The sequence below is a fragment of the Arthrobacter sp. E3 genome, from assembly GCF_017353415.1.
GTDB lineage: Bacteria > Actinomycetota > Actinomycetes > Actinomycetales > Micrococcaceae > Specibacter.
The window spans coordinates 22,898-43,050 of record NZ_JAFMPX010000006.1; the positions used below are offsets into that span (position 1 = coordinate 22,898).

Consider the following 20,153-nt stretch of genomic DNA (forward strand, 5'->3'; position numbering starts at 1 on the left):
GCCTATGCCCTGGTTTCAACCGCCGCGGTCTGGGCGACCATGGCCGCCCACATGGCAGGGAAATCAGGCATGGTCTTCGCCGTGGTGGCGATGTTCTCAACTTCGACGCCGGGCACGGCCAGCCCGATGATCGCCCCGGCCGTGGCCATGCGGTGATCGTGGTAGCTGTGAAACACTCCGCCGTGCAGCGGGGCGGGGTTGATGATCAGCCCGTCCGCTGTTTCTTCGGCGTTGCCTCCCAGTGCGTTGATCTCCGCCACCAGCGCGGCCAGACGGTCGGTTTCGTGCCCGCGCAGGTGCGAGATACCGCGCAAGCGCGACGGCGTTGTTGCCAACGCGCAAATGGCAGCTGCCGACGGGGCAAGTTCGCTGGTGTCCGACAGGTCCACACCTTGGATCTCGGTGCCGCCGGTGACGGTCAGAACACCGTCATCAAGGCTCACGGTGGCACCAAACTGGGGGAGAATTTCACGCCATTTGTCACCGACCTGGGTGGTGTTGGCAGGCCAGTTGGGGATGCGCACAGTTCCGCCCGTGGCCAAAGCGGCGGCCAAGAAGGGGCCGGCGTTGGAGAGGTCCTGTTCCAGGACAACGTCGAAGGCCGACACCGGGCCGGGCTGCACCACCCAGCGGTTCGGGGTGGAGTCGTCCACCACAACGCCCACCGAGCGCAGGATCTCCACCGTCATGGAAATGTGGTCACGGCTGGGCACTGAATCACCAATGTGCTCCAGTTCCAAGCCGTTGGCAAAGCGCGAACCGACTAACAGCCATGCGGAAATGAACTGTGAGGAGCCCCCGGCATCCACTGCGACGTGGCCGCCCTCCACCTTGCCGGTGCCGTGCACCGTGAAGGACAGGAAGCCGTCGCCGCCGTCCTCCACGCGGACACCCAACGCTTCCAACCCCACCACAATGGGACCCATGGGACGCACCAAAGCCGCCGGATCGCCGTCGAACTTCACCGCCCCGGACACCAGCGCAGCAAGCGGCGGCACAAAACGCATCACCGTGCCGGCGAGCCCGCAATCAACGCTGATGCCGGAGGAGCCAGCACCAAAACCAGCCGGGATGGGCGTGACCACAAGGTCCGGGACCGCCCCGCTGCCGGGCACCTCTGAGATGGCCGCACCCATGGCCCGCAACGCGCCGATCATGAGGTCGGAATCGCGGGACTGCAACGGTGCCCGGAGGCGTGACTCACCGTCGGCAAGAGCGGCGAGGACAAGATACCTATTGGTCAGCGATTTGGAGGCCGGTATGGTGACGGTGGCATCCAAGGGTGTTGGAGAAAATGGTGCGGGCCAATGGGCGGCGGTCATGGGTAATTACTGTCCTGTCACGTCGTGGGCAAGGGCACGGACGCTCTTGTCGGCACTCTTCAATTGCTTCTTCGTGTTCTTCTTGCCGCTCTCAATGAGCTTTTCCGCCCGCCATGCCAAGCCGGGGCGTCCGGCCGTGTCCACGCTGGCCAGCAGTGCCCCGCCAATGAGACCGATGTTCTTCGTCAACTGATTGCGGCGGTGCGCACGATTTTCCTTCGTGGAAGTGTCGGCGTTGCGGTACTCCACCACAGTGGTCAGCGCGGCGGTCAGGGCGAGAATGACGGCGGCGGGCCGGGCAAGCTTGCCGGTGGCCAGCAGCACGCCTGCGCCAACCTGGGTGGCGGCCAGTGCACGGGCCAGCGTCTTTTCGCTGGCCTCAATGGGCAGCGCGGAACTGAGCGGGCGCAGGACAGGTGCCAGCTGGGCCACAGTTTGATCTGCGTGGCGCAGGCGGTCGATGCCGGCGAGGATGAACGATGATGCCAACATGGGGCGGGCTAGGGCGCGAACAATGGACAACGGGGCCTCCTAAGTGGTGCTTCGGACATCCCGTTGACGGTCGGTGCGGCCGCACGGGAGACTCATGCTGCCTCCAAGTCTGCCATGACTGCCCGGTGTGATGCAGTCTTTGCTGCAGTGTTTGCGCTGTGGCTGCGGAATATACGACGGCGTTGGCAGGTTTACATGGATAGCGGCGGCCTCACAACGGGGCTGGCCAAGTGAACTCGGATGGGACGGAAGGCGGACATGCAGACTCTGAGCCATCCGGCGGAACAAAGTCTGTTGCCGCCCTTGAGCGTTTCCCCCTCACCTCTAACAGCCAGTGTGCGCATAGACTCGTCTGTGATGAACATTTCCGAGCCTGAGCAAACCATCGAGCCAGCCGCGGCGGGACTTGGCACGATCCCCCCTCCCGTGCGAACCACCGACATGGTTGAGGTGGATGTTGCCAATGAGAGCGTTGACGAACGGCGTGCCCGTTTTGAACGCGACGCCATGGTGTACGTTGACCAGCTGTACTCTGCCGCCATGCGCATGGCCCGCAACCCCAGCGACGCAGAGGATCTGGTCCAGGAGGCATACACAAAGGCCTTCTCGGCCTTTCACCAGTACAAGCCTGGAACAAACTTGAAGGCCTGGCTGTACCGGATCCTGACCAACACCTACATCAACCTGTACCGGAAGCGGCAGCGCGAGCCCCTGCAATCCAATGCTGACAGCATTGAGGATTGGCAGCTGGCCAGGGCTGAATCACACACCTCGCACGGGCTTCGATCGGCCGAGGCGGACGCCTTGGACCATCTTCCCGACTCTGACGTGAAAAAGGCGTTGCAGGCCATCCCGGAGGAGTTCCGGCTGGCCGTGTACTTTGCCGACGTGGAGGGCTTTGCGTACAAGGAAATTTCAGAAATCATGAATACCCCCATCGGGACGGTCATGTCCCGGCTTCACAGGGGTCGGAAACTTTTGCGGGAAATGCTGTCCGACTACGCCGTGGAACGCGGATACGTCAAAGACGTCAATGGGTCAGGACAAATGAAGGAAACGGAGAATTAGACATGGGTGACTGCCAAAGCCTGGGCGATTGCGACGACGAACGCATTGCACGAATTTATGAATACTTGGATGGTGCACTCTCATGCGATGACCTCAATGAGATCAAGGTGCATCTGGATGACTGCTCGGATTGTTCACACGAGTATGACCTTGAATGCGTCATCCGCTCCGTTGTGAAGCGTTCCTGCAAGGAAGCTGCCCCGGAAAATCTCAAGGCTGCCATCCTTGCGCGGCTGCACGAAGGCAAGCCCGCCCAGGTTTAGCCCTTCCCAGGTTCAGCCTGCGGCGTCGGGCCGCATCGAGATGGTGCTGTACTGGCTTGCCGGACGTCCTGTCACCCGGCGGTGCAGCGAACCGGCAATCAGATGGGCCTGCACTTTTGCCATCTCCGCCTTTTCCCCGCTGAAGAGCTCGTCAACGGTGTTCGTCCACAATTGCAGCCACCGGTTGAAATGCTCCAGCGTGAGCGGTTCCTGAGCATGGATGTCAAAATGGATTTTCAGCGCATTCCTGCTGTACAGGCCGGCTTTGAACAGCACGGTCTGCCAAAAGTCGGCCATGATGGGCATGTGGCGCGGCAGGTCCATGTGGACAACGTCGGTGAAGATGCGCCCGATCAATTCGTCGGCAAACGCCCTGGTGTAGAACGTCTCCACCAGTGTCAGGATGTCTTCCCGGCTGGAAATATCCTTCCGTTCTGGGTCCGGGGCAGTTGCCGTGGCCGGTTCATAATGAACCAGGCGCGACGCCGTTCGTCCGGAATGCAGGGGTGCGTTGCCTTGCGCTTTTTCCCTGGCCACCTACGCCGCCACTTCCAGCAGGACAAGGATTCCAGCGATGGGCAGTGCCGCAACTTTCACCAGCTCAGCGCTGATGTACGAGATGTGCGTGAGCGTGGCTACTTTGGCTTTGACGGCAATGCTCCCGCTGTGCGTCAGAGCCGTGTCAGAGAGCGCTTTGGTGCGATGACCCATCGCAGGGCGCAGCACCACCGTTTGCAGCACAAGTGCCACCATGGACAGCGCAAGCAGGATGCCTGCCGGCAGGCTCACCATGTCTGGCTGCTGAGTCCACGCACCGAGGATCAGCACTGCCAGCACAGCCTCCACCAAGTTCAGCACTTTGAACACAATCCGTCCGATGCCCACGCCAAGCGCGTGGGTCATGCCGGGGGCTCGAAACTTCAGGGGTGTCTCGATAAACGAGATGGCCGTGATCATGCCAAACCACACGAATGGAAGGATGACCAGCAAAACGACGGCGAACATTTTTCAGCTTTCTGTCAGCGCGAAGCGGCGATGTTTCCAGCCTAGCTTTGAAACAGTATTTTCCGTGTTTAATGCCTTGACTGGTTGATCACAACGCTGGTTGGCGGCATGCAAAGGCCCGCTCTGCCTGGTGGCGGAGCGGGCCTGAGCTTTGTTACGTCAAGATTTAAGTGTTGGGACGCTTACCGTGGTTAGCGCCGCCACGCTTACGATCCCGACGCTTGCGCGAACGCTTGGACATAGCTGACTCCAATCTTCTCAAAGATCTTCAAAATCGATCCGCATCTAGTTTCGCATAAGTGGCACACCTGCACCTAATGAAGGGCCTCAGGCGGCTTCTGGCAGATCCAGCCACTGGTACCAGCCGCGGTGCAACACCAGCCACGCCATGAGGCCGTAGCCGGCCTGTCCCGGGGATCCGGCGTTCGCGGCGACGTCGTTGCGCCATTGCTCATGGTTTTGCAGGGGTGTAAATGTGTCAACGTAGTGGTGCTTGCGGCGCGTTGTGACGTCGGCGAAGGCTGTGTTGAGCTCTGCCAGCTTGCGGTTCAAGGCCGGATCCAGTGACGGCGGCGGACCCACGACGAACACCGGGATGTTCAGCTGGGTGGCGCCGTCCAGGATGTTGGCCAGGTTGAGCCGGCTCCGGGCCGTTGAAAGTCCATATTCAATGTCTCGACCTGAAAGGCCGATGACGAGGCGGTTCTCATGGAAGTCGTCAAAACGGCGGCTGGCTTCTATCAGCCACCTGCTGGCCAGTGCCTCGGTGCCTTCGCGCGGACAGGCCAGCACAAACGATTCCACCGAAACTGCCTCTGCGGGCGTCCTGGCCAGTACGCGGCCAAGCCAGCCAAGCGCGCGGGGATCACCCACACCGGCGACCAATTCCTCGCCCACAGCTATTATTCGCAGTTCCCGTTTCTCCACAACGCCCTCTTTCTAGTCTACGAATATTGAATCTACATGAGACATGCCCGGCCTGCTGGTGCAGGCCGGGCATGTCCCATGTTCTAGTTGCGCTCGAACGCCTGCATGACCAGCAGTGTTTGTTCAACGGCATGGTTCTTGGCCGAACCTGTTGCGGTGGCGGCTGATGCCGGACGTGAAACCCGGTTCAACTTCCTGTCCAGTTCCGGTGCCAGATTCAAGCCCATGAACGGCCACGGTCCCTGGTTAGCAGGTTCGTCCTGAGCCCATACGACTTCAGCGTTCGGGTACTTGGCCAGTTCAGCCTTGATTTCCTCCAGCGGCAGCGGGTACAGCTGCTCGACGCGGATAATGGCAACCTTCGTGTCCGCATGCTTGTCCCGAGCGGCGATCAAGTCGTAGTACAGCCGACCCGAGACCAGCAGGACGCGGTCGACGGCGGCGTTGTCCACTGCTGCATGCTCACCGATGACGGTATGGAAGCCGCCCTGGGTGAAGTCCTCCACCGAGGATGCGGCTGCTTTCAGACGCAACAGCTGCTTCGGGGTGAAGATGATCAGCGGCTTGCGAGGGCGGTGGTAGGCCTGGCGGCGCAACAGGTGGAAGTGTGAGGCCGGTGTGGTCGGATTGGCCACGATCATGTTGTCTTCGGCACACATTTGCATGAAGCGTTCAATGCGGGCGGAAGAGTGGTCCGGTCCCTGGCCTTCGTAGCCGTGCGGCAGCATGAGCACCAGCGAGGAGCGCTGGCCCCATTTCTGTTCGGCTGAGGAGACGAACTCGTCGATGACGGTTTGGGCGCCGTTGACGAAGTCGCCAAACTGGGCTTCCCACACGACCAGTGCGTCCGGGCGTTCCACGGAGTAGCCGTACTCGAAGGCCATGGCGGCGTATTCGCTGAGCAGGGAATCATAGATCCACAGCTTCGCCTGGTCCTCGCTGAGATCCCGCAGAGGCGTCCAAACGTCGCCGTTGGCGCGGTCGTGGAACACTGCATGGCGCTGCACGAACGTTCCTCGGCGTGAGTCCTGGCCTGCCATGCGAACCGGGACACCCTCCATCAACAGAGACCCGTAAGCGACGAGTTCGCCAAAGCCCCAGTCGATGCCGCCTTCGCGGGACATTGCATCACGCTTTTCCAGCAGTGGCTTGAGCTTGTGGTGCACCTCGAAGCCCTCGGGGACGGCCAGGTGAGTTGCCCCGATGTGGGCCAGCATGTCGGCACTGATGGCAGTGACCTGGGGATCGTTCACGCTGTCCTCTTGTTGAGACATGGGGCGCTCAAGGTCGGAGACGGAATGCGAGTCCTTGGTGATGATCGGGATCGGAGAGGTCTGGGCGGCATGCGTCTCGGCGAAGACGCGTTCCAAGCGTTCCTGGTAGTCGCGCAGCAGCTGTGTGGCTTCCTCTTCAGTGATGTCGCCGCGGCCAATCAAGGCTTCGGTGTACAGGCGGCGCACTGAACGCTTGGCCTCGATGAGGTTGTACATCAGCGGCTGCGTCATCGAGGGGTCGTCGCCCTCGTTGTGGCCGCGGCGGCGGTAGCAAACCATGTCGATGACAACGTCCACGCGGAAGCGCTGCTGGAACTGGTATGCCAGCTGGGCTGTGCGGACCACTGCTTCGGGGTCGTCACCGTTGACGTGGAAGATCGGCGCCTGAATCATCTTGGCAACGTCGGTGGAGTAGACCGATGAACGCGATGAGGACGGTGCCGTGGTGAAGCCAACCTGGTTGTTGACAACAACGTGGATGGTGCCGCCAGTGCGGTAGCCGGGCAGCTGGGACAGGTTCAGCGTTTCCGCAACCACGCCCTGGCCGGCAAACGCGGCGTCGCCGTGCACCATGAGAGGCAGCACGGGGTAGTTTTCGCGCTGGTCCAGGCGGTCCTGTTTGGCGCGCACAATGCCCTCGAGGACACCGTCCACGGCTTCCAGATGGGAGGGGTTGGCTGCCAGGTAGACCCTGGTCTCGTTGCCGGAGTCCGAGGTAAAGGTACCTGAGGTGCCCAAGTGGTACTTCACGTCACCGGAACCTTGGACGCTGCGTGAATCCTGGGTGCCCTCAAATTCGCGGAACACCTGAGCATAGGTCTTGCCGGCGATGTTAGTGAGCACGTTCAGGCGCCCGCGGTGGGCCATGCCGATCGCAACCTCATCGAGGCCGTCGTCGGCGGCGTCGGAAATGATCGAGTCAAGCAGCGGAATCAAGGATTCGCCGCCTTCAAGTGAGAAGCGCTTCTGGCCGACGAACTTCGTCTGCAGGAACGTCTCAAACGCCTCAGCCGAGTTCAGCTTGGAAACAATGCGCAGCTGCTCCTCACGGCTCGGCTTGGAGTACGGGTGCTCCAGCTGTGCCTGGAACCATTCGCGCTGTTCCGGCTCCTGAATGTGCATGTACTCAATGCCGGTGGTGCGGCAGTAGGCGTCGCGCAGAACTCCGAGGATGTCGCGCAGCAGCAACTTTTGCTTGCCGCCAAAGCCGCCGGTGGGCCATTCACGGTCAAGGTCCCACAGCGTCAGGCCATAGGTCAACACATCAAGGTCGGGGTGCTTGCGCTGGACGTATTCCAACGGGTCGGTGTCGGCCATGAGGTGCCCGCGCACCCGGTAGGAGTGGATGAGCTGCTGGATGCGGGCGACCTTGTTGATCTGGTCGGCCGGGTCCACCTGAAGGTCCACACTCCAGCGCACGGGCTCGTACGGGATGCGCAGCGATTCGAAGATCTCGTCGTAGAAGTTGTCGGCGCCGAGCAGAAGCGCGTTGATCCGCTTCAGGAATTCTCCGGAACCGGCACCCTGGATGACGCGGTGGTCGTAGGTGCTTGTCAGCGTCAGAATCTTGGAGACAGCGTTGCGCGCAATGATTTTCTCGCTGGCACCCTGGAATTCGGCAGGGTAGTCGAGGGAACCGACGCCGATGATGGCGGCTTGGCCCTTGGAGAGGCGCGGCACCGAGTGCACTGTGCCAATGCCGCCGGGGTTGGTCAGCGAAACGGTGGTGCCGGCGTGGTCGTCAGCGGTGAGCTTGCCGGCGCGGGCACGCTTGATCAAGTCCTCATAGGTGCGCCAGAACTCGGCGAAGTTCATCGTCTCTGCGCGCTTGATGTTGGGCACGATCAACAGGCGGGTGCCGTCCGGCTTGGGCAGGTCGATGGCGATGCCAAAGTTCACATGCGGTGGCTGGACGGAGACGGGCTTGCCGTCAATCTCCTCGTAGTGCACGTTCATGGACGGGAACTCGCCCAGTGCCTTGACGACGGCGTAGCCGATCAAGTGTGTGAAGGAAACCTTGCCGCCACGGGCACGGGCGAGGTTGGAGTTGATGACAACGCGGTTGTCGATGAGCAGCTTGGCCGGGATGGCGCGCACGCTGGTGGCGGTGGGCACCTCCAGGCTTGTGACCATATTGGCGGCAATGGCCTTGGCCGGTCCGCGCAGGACGCTCTTGACGGACTCTTCCGGAACGGACTTGTCCTTGGCTGTCTTGGGCAACTGGGCCGGGATGGGCACGGCGCCGGTGCGGGCTGCGTCCTTGGCGGGGGTGGGCCGGCGCGGGGCACTCGGTGCCTTGGGGGCTGCAGCGGGAGTCGCCGGAACGACGGCGGGAGCTGCCGGCGTCGTTCTCGGGGCAGCAGCGCTGGGGGCAGCGGCCGCAGGAGCTGCGGGGGCTGGAACCACGGGGATCTGGGCCGTGACGGGGGCAACGTTGGCTGCAGTGTGGCGACCATTGCCGTCTGCATCGTCGGCTGCGAACCCGTTGAAGAGCGGCCACCACTTCTTGTCTACGGAATTCTTGTCGCTTTTGTAGCGCTCATACAGTTCATCGACGAGCCACTCGTTGCCGCCAAATTCTTCGGGTAGACGGTGGATGGATTGCTCTGGCACGTGTATTACGCCTCTTCCATGAGTTCTTGTTGCCCGCTGTGCAAGTATCAGCACGGCGGCATCCGACCGGGGCTGGGTGCGCGCGTAGCGAACTTGCGTAGTCTATTTGAAAAGTGGGTGGGGTCCAACAAACCCCGTCCGGCAGCAAGTCTAGTAAGCAAGATAGCCTGTAGGCCAATCTTTACTGCGGCGCGCCTGCGGAATCAACAAAATTGATCGATTTTGCGGTGAACGGCTGCGGGTGGGCAGCTAGACTCAAAATCTGGCGGCCCGGCAGTGCGCCAGAGGGCAGCAGGGGAGCTGCTTCGGGGCCATTTCAGCTAAGGGAGTGCCATGCGTTTTCTACACCAAGCGGTCACAGATTTGACGTATTCGGACGTGTTTCTGGTTCCGTCGCGTTCCACCGTCACTTCACGCATGGACGTTGACCTCTCAAGCGGGGACGGCACCGGGACCACCATTCCGTTGGTGGTTGCGAATATGACTGCGGTTTCTGGAAAACGGATGGCCGAGACGGTTGCCCGGCGCGGCGGCATGGCGATTTTGCCGCAGGACGTGCCCCTTGATGTGCTGCGCTCGGTGGCCAGCTGGGTCAAACAGCGCGACAGCCTCTATGAAACGCCGCTGCTGATGACGGCCGGTGACATTGTCATTGACGCCGTTCACCTGATGACCAAGCGTTCCCACAATGCCGTGGTGGTAGTGGACGGCCAGGACTTTGTCGGTGTGGTGCGCGGTGCCGACTGCGAGGGTGTGGACAGGTTCGCCTCATTGTCCTCGGTCATGCGCTCAAATGTGCTCACCTTGGACGCTGTGCCCTTTGACGAGATCCGGGCCCAGGCGGACTCCGGCGACCTTGACTATGTGCAGGCCAAGAAGCTCACAGACGAGGCCCTGCGCGAAGCCTTTGCTGTGCTCGACGCTGCCGGAACCGACTTTGCCCCTGTGCTGCGGGCGGGGGAGGTGGTGGGTGTGCTCACCCGAACCGGGGCGCTGCGTTCCACCATTTACCGGCCGGCCCTTGATGACTCCGGACGGCTGCGGCTCGGTGTTGCCGTAGGCGTCAACGGGGACGTGGGGAAGAAGGCCGCTGCGTTGTTGGAATCCGGTGTTGACACGCTCGTGGTGGACACGGCGCACGGACACCAGAAGAAAATGCTTGATGCGTTGCGGGCCGTGCGGCAGCTTTCCCCGTCCGTCCCTGTTGCTGCCGGGAACGTTGTCAGCGCAGCGGGCGTGCGGGATCTGGTGGACGCCGGTGCCGACATCATCAAAGTGGGTGTGGGACCCGGAGCCATGTGCACCACACGCATGATGACAGCCGTGGGCCGGCCGCAGTTTTCGGCCGTGTTGGAATGTTCGGCGGCGGCGGCGGAGCTGGGTGCCCACGTCTGGGCCGACGGCGGGGTGCGATATCCGCGGGACGTTGCCTTGGCGCTGGCAGCAGGAGCGAGCCAGGTCATGATTGGCTCTTGGTTTGCCGGCACCTACGAAAGCCCGGGTGATCTGCAGGTCGATGCCAGCGGGCGCCAATATAAGGAGAGCTTTGGCATGGCCTCGGCACGGGCCGTGCAAAACAGAACCTCGGGGGACGCGGCATTTGCGCGGGCCCGAAAAGGCCTGTTCGAGGAGGGCATCTCCACGTCGAGGATGTACCTTGACCCAGCCCGTCCTGGAGTGGAGGACCTGCTGGATATGATCACGGCCGGACTGCGCAGTTCGCTGACGTATGCGGGCGCATTGTCCCTGGCACAGTTCCGTGAGCGTGCCGTAGTCGGTGTGCAGTCTGCTGCCGGATATGAGGAAGGACGGGCGCTGCCACAGAGTTGGTAGCGGGCAAGCCGTGGTCAACGTGAGGTCAACTCACTTTCAACGAAGTGCACCCTGTTCGGTGATGTGCGCCACCTCTTGATATACAAGAAGGTATGAGTAGCCATGACTTCGTGCCCGTTCCCGACAGTGCTGTATCGGCGCATACCTCCGGGCGCGCACCAACGCCGGTTGCAGAGCCCCGGTGCGGCACGCCCCGTATTGTTGTCATGGGAGTGTCTGGGGCGGGTAAAAGCACCATTGGCGCGTTGGTGGCGGACGCCATGAATTTCCCCTTCGTGGATGCCGATTCGCTGCACCCCTTGGACAATGTACGCAAAATGGCGGCAGGAGTGGCGTTGAACGACGCCGACCGCCAGCCATGGCTTGAACTGGTGGGCCATGAGTTGGCGACGACCAGGGCGCCTGGAATCGTCGTGGCATGTTCGGCCTTGAAACGCCGCTACCGCGACATCATCCGGGCACAGGCGCCGGACACGATTTTCCTGCACCTTGAGGGGACCGCGGAGGTGCTCAGCAAACGCCTTGAGGGCCGCTCCGGACACTTTATGCCCGTCTCACTGCTGACGTCGCAAATTGCGGCGCTGGAGCAACTCACGTCCGATGAGCGGGCGGTCGTCGTTGACATCTCCGGTGGGATCGGAAAAATCGTCACCGATGCCGAAGCAGGGATCAGGCGTCTTCTTGGCTGCTGAACCAGCAAGGAAGCACGTCTCCGCGACTGCACAGTTTGAACCGGCTCGGGCAGAACCCGCAAAGTCAGACCCCGTTCACCTTGAAGAGGAGTTAAGCGTGGGCCAGGTGGCGGCCCGCAGCGGTGTCAACGTCTCAGCGCTGCATTTCTATGAGCGCCAGGGGCTGATTTTCAGTAGCCGGACAACAGGAAACCAGCGCCGATACAACCGTTCAGTGCTCCGCAGGGTAGCCGTCATCCGGGCAGCACAGCGAGCAGGCATACCCCTGGCTCTGACGGCAGAAGTCTTTGCTCAACTTCCACGTGAAGATGTCCCGGGAAAAGACGACTGGAGCAGGCTCTCCGAGGCTTGGCAGCACGAATTGGATGCCCGCATTTCCGCTCTGCAAAAGCTGCGCGGAAGCCTCAGCGGCTGTATTGGCTGCGGTTGCCTTTCGCTGGCTGAATGTGGCTTTGTGAACCCGGACGATCAAGTTGCCGGTGCAGGGCCGGGTGCCCGAGCTTTCGATGACCCCGAAATGTGACGGTATTAAGCGGCGAACAAGCCCAATTGTGACCACGGTCACGGACGCTCGACTTGACCTGAACTATAGTTGAGGTTCTAGAGTGCCTTAAGGATCTCGCCGCCCAGGCAGGTCAGGGTGAGAGGATTTTGTGGTCATGACCTTGCAGCTTCAAGAGACCCGGCTGGCCAGAGATTTCAAGGCAGCCTTTGGCGCCCATCCTGCTGGCGTCTCCATCATCACGGCAGACTCCCCCACCGGACCGGTGGGGATCACCGCATCCTCGGTGGCGTCCGTCTCCGTAGATCCGCCACTGCTGGCTTTTTCGTTGGCCGCTGGCAGTGGATCTGCCGCAGCCCTTGCCGTCGCCGACACTGTGGTGGTGCACCTGCTGCGGGTCGGGGACTTGGAACTTGCCAAATGCTTCGCCAGCTCGACTTCAGAACGCTTCACAGGTTCCATGGTGTGGACGCGCCTAGATACGGGAGAGCCGCTGCTGGCGCACAGCGGCCATGCGCTGCGCTGCAAAGTTCTTAGCCGGACCCCCGCTGGCGGCTCACTGCTGCTGGCCGCCGAGGTGTTGGAGATCGTGGTTGCCGAAACCACCGGCGAAGCCATGGTTTATCACAGCCGGGCATTCCATCGCCTGGGCGGGCACAGTATCCTTCCCGGCTAGCGCCATACCCCGCCAGTTCCTTCCCGGCAGTTTCCCAGCTGTTGTTCATTTTCTGCACACCTGTTCCCTGAAGGTCCCGCACTGTCCTGATGTACACTAAAAATCCTATGAAAAGTAAATCTAGGGGCCGGCGCACTGGCTTGCAGGGCATAAAAACGCCTTCTTGCAACCCCGCTGCCCATGCCGGCAAACCCCGCACTCGTGACCACAGTTCCGCGACCGCAGCAGTGGCCGGCCCCAGCGCCGACCACCCCCCGCCGGCGGCCAACCCCAACTTACGCGCAGCAACGCAACGCGTCGTGACAGGGGGGGAGCTGTAAATGGAATGGATATTGTTGGCGGCAGGCCTGCTGCTCATCCTTGGCACAGGGTTTTTTGTTGCCGTCGAATTCTCCCTCATAGCCTTGGACCAGACGGCCGTGCAACGCGCCGTCAACGAAGGTGACAAGGCGGCAGTGCCGCTGCTGCATTGCCTCAAAAGCCTCTCCACACAGCTTTCCAGCTGCCAGTTGGGTATTACACTGACCACGCTCCTGACAGGTTTTTTGATGGAGCCCTCGCTTGGCGCACTGTTGGCCGGACCGTTGGGGGCGCTGGGGGTTCCCGAGCCCGCCATAGCCGGTGTTGCCTTGGCCGCCGCCATGGTTGTGGCCACGCTGCTGTCCATGTTGATTGGCGAACTTGTGCCGAAGAACATGGCCATCGCCAAGTCCTTTGAAATTGGCAAGGCAGTGGCCAGGCCGCACTTGGTGTTCACCATGATCTTCAAGCCGGCCATCGTTGTTCTCAACGGATTTTCCAACAAGGTCCTGCACCTCTTCGGCATGGAAGCCAAGGAAGAAATCTCGGGTGCGCGTTCGCCAGCGGAACTGGCCTCCCTTGTCCGCCGTTCCGCCGTCATGGGCACCCTCGATAAAACAACGGCAACCTTTGTGGCCCGCACCCTGAGCTTTTCCGAGCAGACTGCCGCAGACGTCATGACCCCGCGCATGCGGGTGGAGACGATCGAAAGCACCAAGTCCGTCACGGAGATTGTCGACGTGGCCCGGCGCACCGGCTATTCACGTTTCCCCGTCATTGGCGAATCCGCTGACCAGATCCTCGGCGTCGTCCACTTGAAGAAAGCTGTCTCCATCCCGTTCCACAAGCGCCCCGACATTGAAGTGGGCGCCATCATGACAGATGTCCTGCGTGTGCCTGAAACCCTCCACCTGGACGCCCTGATCCTTGAACTGCGTGAAGGCAACCTGCAAATGGCCGTCGTCCAGGATGAATACGGCGGCACAGCGGGAGTGACGACCCTTGAAGACCTGGTGGAGGAAATCGTGGGCGAAGTCTCCGACGAGCATGACAGGGCCAAGCCCGGCATCCTGCTCAACGCCGACGGTACCTGGTTCCTGCCCGGCCTGATGCGCCCCGACGAAGTCTCCGAACGCATCGGCCAGCTCAATGTGCCCGACGAGGCCGGCTACGAAACCGTGGGCGGCTTCATGATGGCCGAGCTGGGCCGGATCGCCGTTGTGGGCGACACCGTTGCCGTTGAAGGCGGCTTGTTGGTGGTGGACAGGGTGGAACGACGCCGGATCGACCGGATCCGCTTCATTCCGGCGCCTTCCGCTGACGGCACGCAGGAAGACGGCAGACAAACTGACGGCACGACTCAGACAGGTGGTTCGCTGTGAGCCCGTGGGCAGGACTTGCCTGGCTGGTGGTGCTGTTGCTCGGCAACGCCTTCTTCGTGGCGGCTGAATTTGCCGTGATGACGGCCCGGCGCAGCCAGATTGAGCCGTTGGCCGATGCCGGCTCCAAACGGGCCAAGATCACCCTCGGCGCCATGGAAAACGTTTCACTGATGCTGGCCTGCTCCCAGCTGGGCATCACCGTGTGTTCGTTGTTGATCCTGAACGTCTCCGAACCTGCCATCCACCACCTGCTGGTCCAGCCGCTTCATGCGATCGGCGTGCAGGACAACGTCGGTGCTCCCGTGGCTTTTGTGCTGACGCTTGCGCTCGTGACGTTCCTGCACGTGACCTTTGGCGAGATGGTGCCCAAGAACATGAGCGTGTCCGCTGCGGACAAGGCGGCACTGCTGCTGGCTCCTCCGCTGGTGCTCATTGGCAAGGTGGTGCGCCCCGTTATTGTGGCGTTGAACTGGACGGCAAACCACGTGGTGCGGCTGTTTGGCATTGTGCCCACCGACGAAGTCTCCTCCAGCTTCACCCTGCAGGAAGTACAGTCGATCGTGGAGGAATCCACGCGCAGCGGAACGGTTGACGACCAGACAGGGCTGATTACCGGTGCGCTGGAGTTTTCCTCCCAGACAGCACAGGGCGTGATGGTGCCATTGGAGGCGCTGGTCACCCTTCCTGCCGACGCCACCCCCGTCGACTTCGAGCATATGGTGGGCAAGACGGGCTTCTCACGGTTTATTTTCGCCGATGCGGAAGGGTTCCTGCTGGGCTATCTGCACCTGAAGGATGTACTGCGCATTCCGCTTGAGCGTTATCAAACGCCCATCGGGGAAGGCCGCGTGCGCTCCATGGTGAACCTGCAGGCAGGGGAGGAGATTGAGGACGTGCTGGCGATCATGCAACGTACCGGATCCCACATGGCCCGTGTGATTGACGACGCCGGCCAGACCATGGGCGTCTTGTTCCTCGAGGATGTGATTGAGCAGCTCGTGGGTGAAATTCGCGACGCCACGCAAACGCAGATTCAGGACCGTCGCAGGGCTTGATGCGAATGATTCCCAATATGGGCTATGCTGGTTCTTATTGGTAACAATTCTCATTAGCACGATTTCAAGGAGTTGCATGTTTCATCCCCGCCGCACCATTCTCCTCATGGGAGCAGCTCTCGCCGCATCATTGGCGCTGGCAGCCTGTGGCGGCGGCGGGGATGCTCCGGCCGCGTCCACGGGAGGGACCATCCCGGTGGTGGCTTCCACGAACGTGTATGGCGATATTGCCAAGGCCATTGGCGGCAGCCACGTCACCGTGCATTCCATCGTTTCCAAGGCAGGGGCGGATCCCCACGGCTACGAGGCCAACGCCCAGGACAAGCTGGCCGTCTCCAAAGCCCAGATCGGGATTGAAAACGGCGGCGGCTACGACGACTTTTTCACGCAGCTGGCCAAGGGCCAGCTTGACCCGGCACAGGTGGTAAACGTCAGTGCGCTTTCCGGCCTTGATACGGGCGCGGACTTCAATGAGCACCTGTGGTACTCCTTGCCCACCATGGCCAAGCTGGCGGATGACCTGGCCGGCCGCTTCAGTGCCGCAGCACCCGCCGAAGCCGCAAGCTTTGCAACGCAGGCCGCCGCTTTCAAGGAAAAGCTGAAGCAACTTGATGAGAGGCTGCAACTTCTCAAGGGCGTCCACGGCGGCTCGGCCGTTGCCATCACTGAACCCGTCCCGCTGTACCTGCTGGAGCAGGCAGGGCTGGTCAATAGGACCCCGCCGAAGTTCACCGAGGCCGTGGAAAATGGCAGCGACGTCCCGGCGGCCGTGATGACGGAGACGCTCACGCTCATGAAATCCGGAACCCTTGTCTTGTTGGCCAACAACGAACAGACCGAAAGCCCGCAAACCATAGAGGTCAAGCAGGCCGCGAAGGCAGCAGGGATTCCCGTCGTCGACTTCTCTGAAACCCTCCCCGCAGGCACCTCCTACCTGGACTGGATGGGCGCCAACGTCACCGCGCTGGAACAGGCACTGGGATCCCCGGCCACCAGCACCGCCGGGAACGCCAGGTGAGTTCCCCAGCCGCCATTAGTCTCAAGCGGGCCACGCTCAGCTATGGGTCGCGGACACTCTGGCAGGACCTCAACCTTGAAATCCGGCCCGGTGAGTTCCTGGCCGTGTTGGGGGCCAATGGCAGTGGAAAAACCAGTTTTCTGAAGATCCTGCTCGGCCTGTCGCAGCTGAGCTCCGGCACCCTGAGCGTCGACGGCGGACCCGCCAAACGCGGCAATCGCGCCATTGGCTACGTTCCCCAGCAAAAGAACTTTGCCCCCGACACGGCTTTGCGCGCCCGTGACTTGGTGGGCCTGGGCGTCGACGGGAACAAATGGGGTGTGCGCCTCCGTGGCAGGGAATACCGCCAGCGCGTGGACGAGCTTCTGGAGCAGGTTGGCGCCACGAGCTATGGGCGCATCCCCGTCGGCATGCTCTCCGGCGGTGAACAGCAAAGATTGCGGATTGCCCAAGCCATCGCCGCCAAACCAAAAGTGCTGCTGTGCGATGAGCCGCTGCTTTCCCTTGACTTGTTCCACCAGCGGGCGGTGAGCGCGTTGGTGGGTCATCAAGCGAAGGCCAACGGGACCGCCGTCGTATTTGTCACGCATGAAATCAATCCGATTCTGGAACACGTGGACCGGGTGCTGTACCTGGCAGGCGGTCGGTTCACACTGGGCACGCCGGAGGAGGTCATGCGCACCGACGTGCTGTCCAAGCTGTACGGGACTCATGTCGAGGTGCTGAACATGGACGGCAGGCTGGTGGTGGTGGGGCGCCCCGACTCGGTGGTGGACGGGCACGGCCCGCACACCGGTGCCGCCGGGGACACCGCCGGCATGGTGGTGGTCTCGTGAGCTGGGCGGACTTTTCCGATGCGGTGCTGAACTTCACCAACTACGGGGAACTGCTGCCGCTGTTTACCGACACCTTGCTGGCCGGGGCAATCCTGGGCGTGGTGGGCGGGCTGATAGGCACGTTCGTCATGATGCGCGACCTGGCCTTCGCCGTCCACGGCATTGCCGAGTTGTCCTTTGCCGGGGCAGCCTTCGCACTGTTGGTGGGTGCCGACGTAATCATGGGCTCGCTGGTTGGCTCCATCCTGGCGGCACTGCTGCTGGGGGTCATGGGCGTGCGGGCGCGGGAGCGGAACTCCGTCATCGGCGTCATCATGCCGTTTGGGCTAGGTTTGGGCATCTTGTTTTTGTCGCTGTACCAAGGCCGTTCAGCCAACAAGTTCGGACTGCTGACGGGCCAGATCGTCTCGGTGGATTCCACTCAGCTTTCCGCGCTGGCCGGCACGGCGCTGGTGGTTGTCGTGGGGCTTGTGCTGATTTGGCGGCCGCTGACGTTTGCCAGTGCGGATCCTGACATCGCCACGGCGCGCGGGGTGCCCGTGCGGACGCTGTCACTGGCCTTCATGTTCCTGCTCGGCATCGCAGTTGCGCTGTCCATTCAGGTGGTAGGGGCACTGCTGGTGTTGGCGCTGCTGATCACCCCGGCTGCGGCGGCCCTGCAGATCACAGCCACCCCACGCATGGTGGTGCTGCTCAGCGTGGCATTTGCCATGATCTCCACCGTCGGCGGGATCATGCTGGCGCTGGGCGGCAGCATCCCGATCAGCCCCTATGTCACCACGTTGTCCTTTGCCATCTACGTGGTGTGCCGCCTCGGTGGGGCCTGGCGCCGTCGCCGAGGCTGGTCCGCCCGCCCTGCTGCCGTCGTGTAGACAGCAACCGTGTAGACGGCATGTGTGTGAGCATGCCCTCACCACTGGCGGACCTGGTGGTCTAGCGTGGGGGCATGGACTTGTTGGGTGCGGGCGGGTTGAGCGTCGGCTGGTTTGCTGCCGAGGGGGGCTTCGCCGCCCGCTTTGTGCTCCAACACGGCATTGCGGCCGTTTTTGTGGTGGCGTTCGTGTCGAGTGCACTGCAATTCCCGGCCCTGTTGGGGGAGCGCGGCCTGCTGCCGGTGCCCCTTTACGTAAAGCGAGTTTCCAAACTTCCGGGCCCCAGCTTGTTTCGCCGCCACTATTCGGATGCCCTGCTGCGGGTTGTCGCGTGGGGCGGCGCGGGAATTGGCGTGACCGTAGTGCTCGGCCTGCCGCAGCGCGGACCGCCGTGGCTGCCCATGCTCGCGTTCCTTGCCATGTGGCTGCTGTACATGTCGATCGTGAATGTGGGGCAGGTGTTTTACGGCTTCGGCTGGGAGATCCTACTCCTTGAGGCGGGCTTTTTGGCTGCCTTCCTCGGCTCAAACCAAACCATGACGCCGGTCATCACCCTCTGGCTGTTCCGCTGGCTGGTGTTCCGGCTGGAGTTTGGCGCCGGCATGATCAAGATGCGCGGAGACACAGCCTGGCGCGACCTCACCGCCTTGTACTACCACCACGAAACCCAGCCCATGCCCAACCCACTCAGCTGGTGGTTCCACCACCTGCCCAAACCGTTGCACAAGGTGGAGGTGGTGGGCAACCACTTTGCCCAACTGGTGGTGCCCTTCCTACTCTTTGCCCCGCAGCCAGTTGCCAGCTGGGCTGCGCTGGTTGTTGTTACCACCCAACTGTGGCTGGTGCTTTCTGGCAACTTTGCCTGGCTGAACCTGCTCACCCTCGTACTTGCGTGCTCGGCCGTCGGGGACTCGGTACTGGCGGTGGTGCCTGGCAGGTTGCCGGCCGGCACACCGGGCAGCGCTGGCAGCCCGCTCTGGTTCATGCTGGTGGTCCTCGCTTTAGGCGCGCTGATGGTGGTGCTCAGCTGGCGGCCGCTGCGGAACCTGTTCTCCCGTCGTCAAGCCATGAACGCCAGCTTCAACCGCTGGCGGCTGGGCAATGCCTATGGTGCGTTTGGCAGCATCACCCGCGACCGTTTCGAGGTGGTGGTGGAAGGCTGGGACGGGCAGCAGTGGCTTGAATACGGCTTTCGGGGCAAGCCCGGAGATCCTTCCCGCATGCCGCGGCAATGGGCGCCCTACCACCTGCGCCTCGACTGGATGATGTGGTTCCTTGCCTTGGGCCAGCCTGGCATGAACTGGTTTGTGCCGTTCCTACAGCAATTGCTGGCCGCGGACCCGGCAACGCTGAAGCTGCTGCGCCATGACCCCTTTGCCGGTCAGACACCGCAGCAGGTCAGGGCGCAGGTCTATGCCTACCGCTTCACATCGTGGCGTGAATGGCGACGAACGGGCAACTGGTGGGTGCGCGAGCCTATGGGGCTGCTGGTGCCGCCGCTTGGGTGACACAGGTAGCGGAGCACTCCGGACACAGTCCGTAAATTTCCACGGTGTGCTGCACCTGGGTGAAACCATGGGCTTTGGCCATGGATGCGGCCCAGCTCTCCACTTCGGGGGCTTCGAATTCCACCGTTTTCCCGCATACGCGGCACAACAGATGGTGGTGGTGGCTGGTGGCCGAACAGCGGCGGTACACGGCCTCACCCTCGCTGTTGCGCAGGGTGTCGAGCTCGCCGTCGTCGGCCATGGAGGCCAGAATCCGGTACGTGGTGGCCAGGGATACCGGCGTTCCCTGTTCGTGCAGCAGCCGGTGGAGTTCCTGGGTGCTGACAAAGTCGTCCAAGGTGTCCAACGCAGCGCTGATGGCTGTGCGCTGCTTGGTGACGCGCTGCTCCTTCACCGGTGCACCCGACATTGCCGCAACCCACTTTCCTCTTGCTGGATCCAATTATCCAGCCTAGCGCACCGGCTGTTGGGAAGCTTGCGGGGCCATGGCCCGGGCGGTGCAACAGGCATATGCT

19 protein-coding genes are annotated in these 20,153 nt (G+C 62.2%); 12 read left to right on the plus strand and 7 right to left on the minus strand.

Annotation, left to right across the window (positions count from 1 at the left end; genetic code table 11):
* Positions 1-2 precede the first annotated feature (2 nt).
* Both aroA and JMA46_RS04320 read right to left on the minus strand, forming a co-directional pair.
* On the minus strand, positions 3-1,322 hold the full coding sequence (gene aroA / locus JMA46_RS04315) for a 3-phosphoshikimate 1-carboxyvinyltransferase (protein WP_207344067.1): 1,320 nt from the start codon (positions 1,320-1,322) through the stop codon (positions 3-5).
* Positions 1,323-1,328: 6 nt separating this feature from the next.
* On the minus strand, positions 1,329-1,844 hold the full coding sequence (locus JMA46_RS04320) for a DoxX family protein (RefSeq protein WP_207344068.1): 516 nt from the start codon (positions 1,842-1,844) through the stop codon (positions 1,329-1,331).
* Positions 1,845-2,171: 327 nt separating this feature from the next.
* Between JMA46_RS04320 and JMA46_RS04325 the strand changes: the two genes are divergently transcribed.
* Together JMA46_RS04325 and rsrA are read left to right on the plus strand one after the other, a co-directional pair.
* Complete coding sequence (locus JMA46_RS04325) at positions 2,172-2,882, plus strand: sigma-70 family RNA polymerase sigma factor (RefSeq protein WP_282099523.1); 711 nt, start codon at positions 2,172-2,174, stop codon at positions 2,880-2,882.
* 2 nt (positions 2,883-2,884) lie between these two features.
* Complete coding sequence (gene rsrA / locus JMA46_RS04330; protein WP_207344069.1) at positions 2,885-3,145, plus strand: mycothiol system anti-sigma-R factor; 261 nt, start codon at positions 2,885-2,887, stop codon at positions 3,143-3,145.
* Between the two features lie 12 nt (positions 3,146-3,157).
* Here the strand turns inward: rsrA and JMA46_RS04335 are convergent, their stop codons facing one another.
* From JMA46_RS04335 to JMA46_RS04350, 4 genes are all read right to left on the minus strand, one after another.
* The gene (locus JMA46_RS04335) at positions 3,158-3,682 is read right to left on the minus strand and encodes a group III truncated hemoglobin (RefSeq protein ID WP_207344070.1); all 525 of its coding nucleotides are present in this window, start codon (positions 3,680-3,682) and stop codon (positions 3,158-3,160) included.
* Complete coding sequence (locus tag JMA46_RS04340) at positions 3,683-4,150, minus strand: hypothetical protein (RefSeq protein WP_207344071.1); 468 nt, start codon at positions 4,148-4,150, stop codon at positions 3,683-3,685. It lies immediately after the preceding gene.
* 327 nt (positions 4,151-4,477) lie between these two features.
* The gene (locus tag JMA46_RS04345) at positions 4,478-5,077 is read right to left on the minus strand and encodes a GDSL-type esterase/lipase family protein (protein WP_207344072.1); all 600 of its coding nucleotides are present in this window, start codon (positions 5,075-5,077) and stop codon (positions 4,478-4,480) included.
* 83 nt (positions 5,078-5,160) lie between these two features.
* Positions 5,161-8,964 (minus strand): multifunctional oxoglutarate decarboxylase/oxoglutarate dehydrogenase thiamine pyrophosphate-binding subunit/dihydrolipoyllysine-residue succinyltransferase subunit, encoded by a 3,804-nt coding sequence (locus JMA46_RS04350; protein ID WP_207344073.1) that lies wholly within the window; start codon positions 8,962-8,964, stop codon positions 5,161-5,163.
* Positions 8,965-9,297: 333 nt separating this feature from the next.
* Between JMA46_RS04350 and JMA46_RS04355 the strand changes: the two genes are divergently transcribed.
* The 10 genes from JMA46_RS04355 to JMA46_RS04400 all read left to right on the plus strand — a co-directional run bounded on the left by JMA46_RS04355 (position 9,298) and on the right by JMA46_RS04400 (position 19,638).
* Positions 9,298-10,797 (plus strand): GuaB1 family IMP dehydrogenase-related protein, encoded by a 1,500-nt coding sequence (locus tag JMA46_RS04355; protein WP_207344074.1) that lies wholly within the window; start codon positions 9,298-9,300, stop codon positions 10,795-10,797.
* Positions 10,798-10,889: 92 nt separating this feature from the next.
* The gene (locus JMA46_RS04360) at positions 10,890-11,489 is read left to right on the plus strand and encodes a gluconokinase (protein ID WP_207344075.1); all 600 of its coding nucleotides are present in this window, start codon (positions 10,890-10,892) and stop codon (positions 11,487-11,489) included.
* A complete protein-coding gene (gene soxR / locus JMA46_RS04365; protein WP_282099524.1) occupies positions 11,479-12,012 on the plus strand; it encodes a redox-sensitive transcriptional activator SoxR in 534 nt (177 codons plus the stop codon). Before JMA46_RS04360 ends, soxR begins: the two co-directional genes overlap by 11 nt.
* A 136-nt stretch (positions 12,013-12,148) precedes the next feature.
* Positions 12,149-12,667 (plus strand): flavin reductase family protein, encoded by a 519-nt coding sequence (locus JMA46_RS04370; RefSeq protein WP_207344077.1) that lies wholly within the window; start codon positions 12,149-12,151, stop codon positions 12,665-12,667.
* Positions 12,668-12,987: 320 nt separating this feature from the next.
* Complete coding sequence (locus tag JMA46_RS04375; RefSeq protein ID WP_207344078.1) at positions 12,988-14,349, plus strand: hemolysin family protein; 1,362 nt, start codon at positions 12,988-12,990, stop codon at positions 14,347-14,349.
* The gene (locus JMA46_RS04380; protein ID WP_207344079.1) at positions 14,346-15,404 is read left to right on the plus strand and encodes a CNNM domain-containing protein; all 1,059 of its coding nucleotides are present in this window, start codon (positions 14,346-14,348) and stop codon (positions 15,402-15,404) included. Before JMA46_RS04375 ends, JMA46_RS04380 begins: the two co-directional genes overlap by 4 nt.
* Positions 15,405-15,480: 76 nt before the next feature.
* Positions 15,481-16,422, plus strand: coding sequence for a zinc ABC transporter substrate-binding protein (locus JMA46_RS04385; protein ID WP_247647041.1), 942 nt, complete (start codon positions 15,481-15,483; stop codon positions 16,420-16,422).
* Positions 16,419-17,258 (plus strand): ATP-binding cassette domain-containing protein, encoded by an 840-nt coding sequence (locus JMA46_RS04390; RefSeq protein ID WP_348770056.1) that lies wholly within the window; start codon positions 16,419-16,421, stop codon positions 17,256-17,258. Before JMA46_RS04385 ends, JMA46_RS04390 begins: the two co-directional genes overlap by 4 nt.
* Positions 17,255-18,130, plus strand: a complete 876-nt coding sequence (locus JMA46_RS04395; protein WP_207344080.1) for a metal ABC transporter permease — start codon at positions 17,255-17,257, stop codon at positions 18,128-18,130. The genes JMA46_RS04390 and JMA46_RS04395 overlap by 4 nt, the downstream gene beginning before the upstream one ends.
* 74 nt (positions 18,131-18,204) lie before the next feature.
* Positions 18,205-19,638: a lipase maturation factor family protein gene (locus JMA46_RS04400; RefSeq protein WP_207344081.1), complete on the plus strand. Its 1,434-nt coding sequence runs from the start codon at positions 18,205-18,207 to the stop codon at positions 19,636-19,638.
* Here the strand turns inward: JMA46_RS04400 and JMA46_RS04405 are convergent.
* On the minus strand, positions 19,607-20,047 hold the full coding sequence (locus tag JMA46_RS04405) for a Fur family transcriptional regulator (RefSeq protein WP_207344158.1): 441 nt from the start codon (positions 20,045-20,047) through the stop codon (positions 19,607-19,609). The genes JMA46_RS04400 and JMA46_RS04405 overlap by 32 nt on opposite strands.
* Between the last annotated feature and the right edge of the window lie 106 nt (positions 20,048-20,153).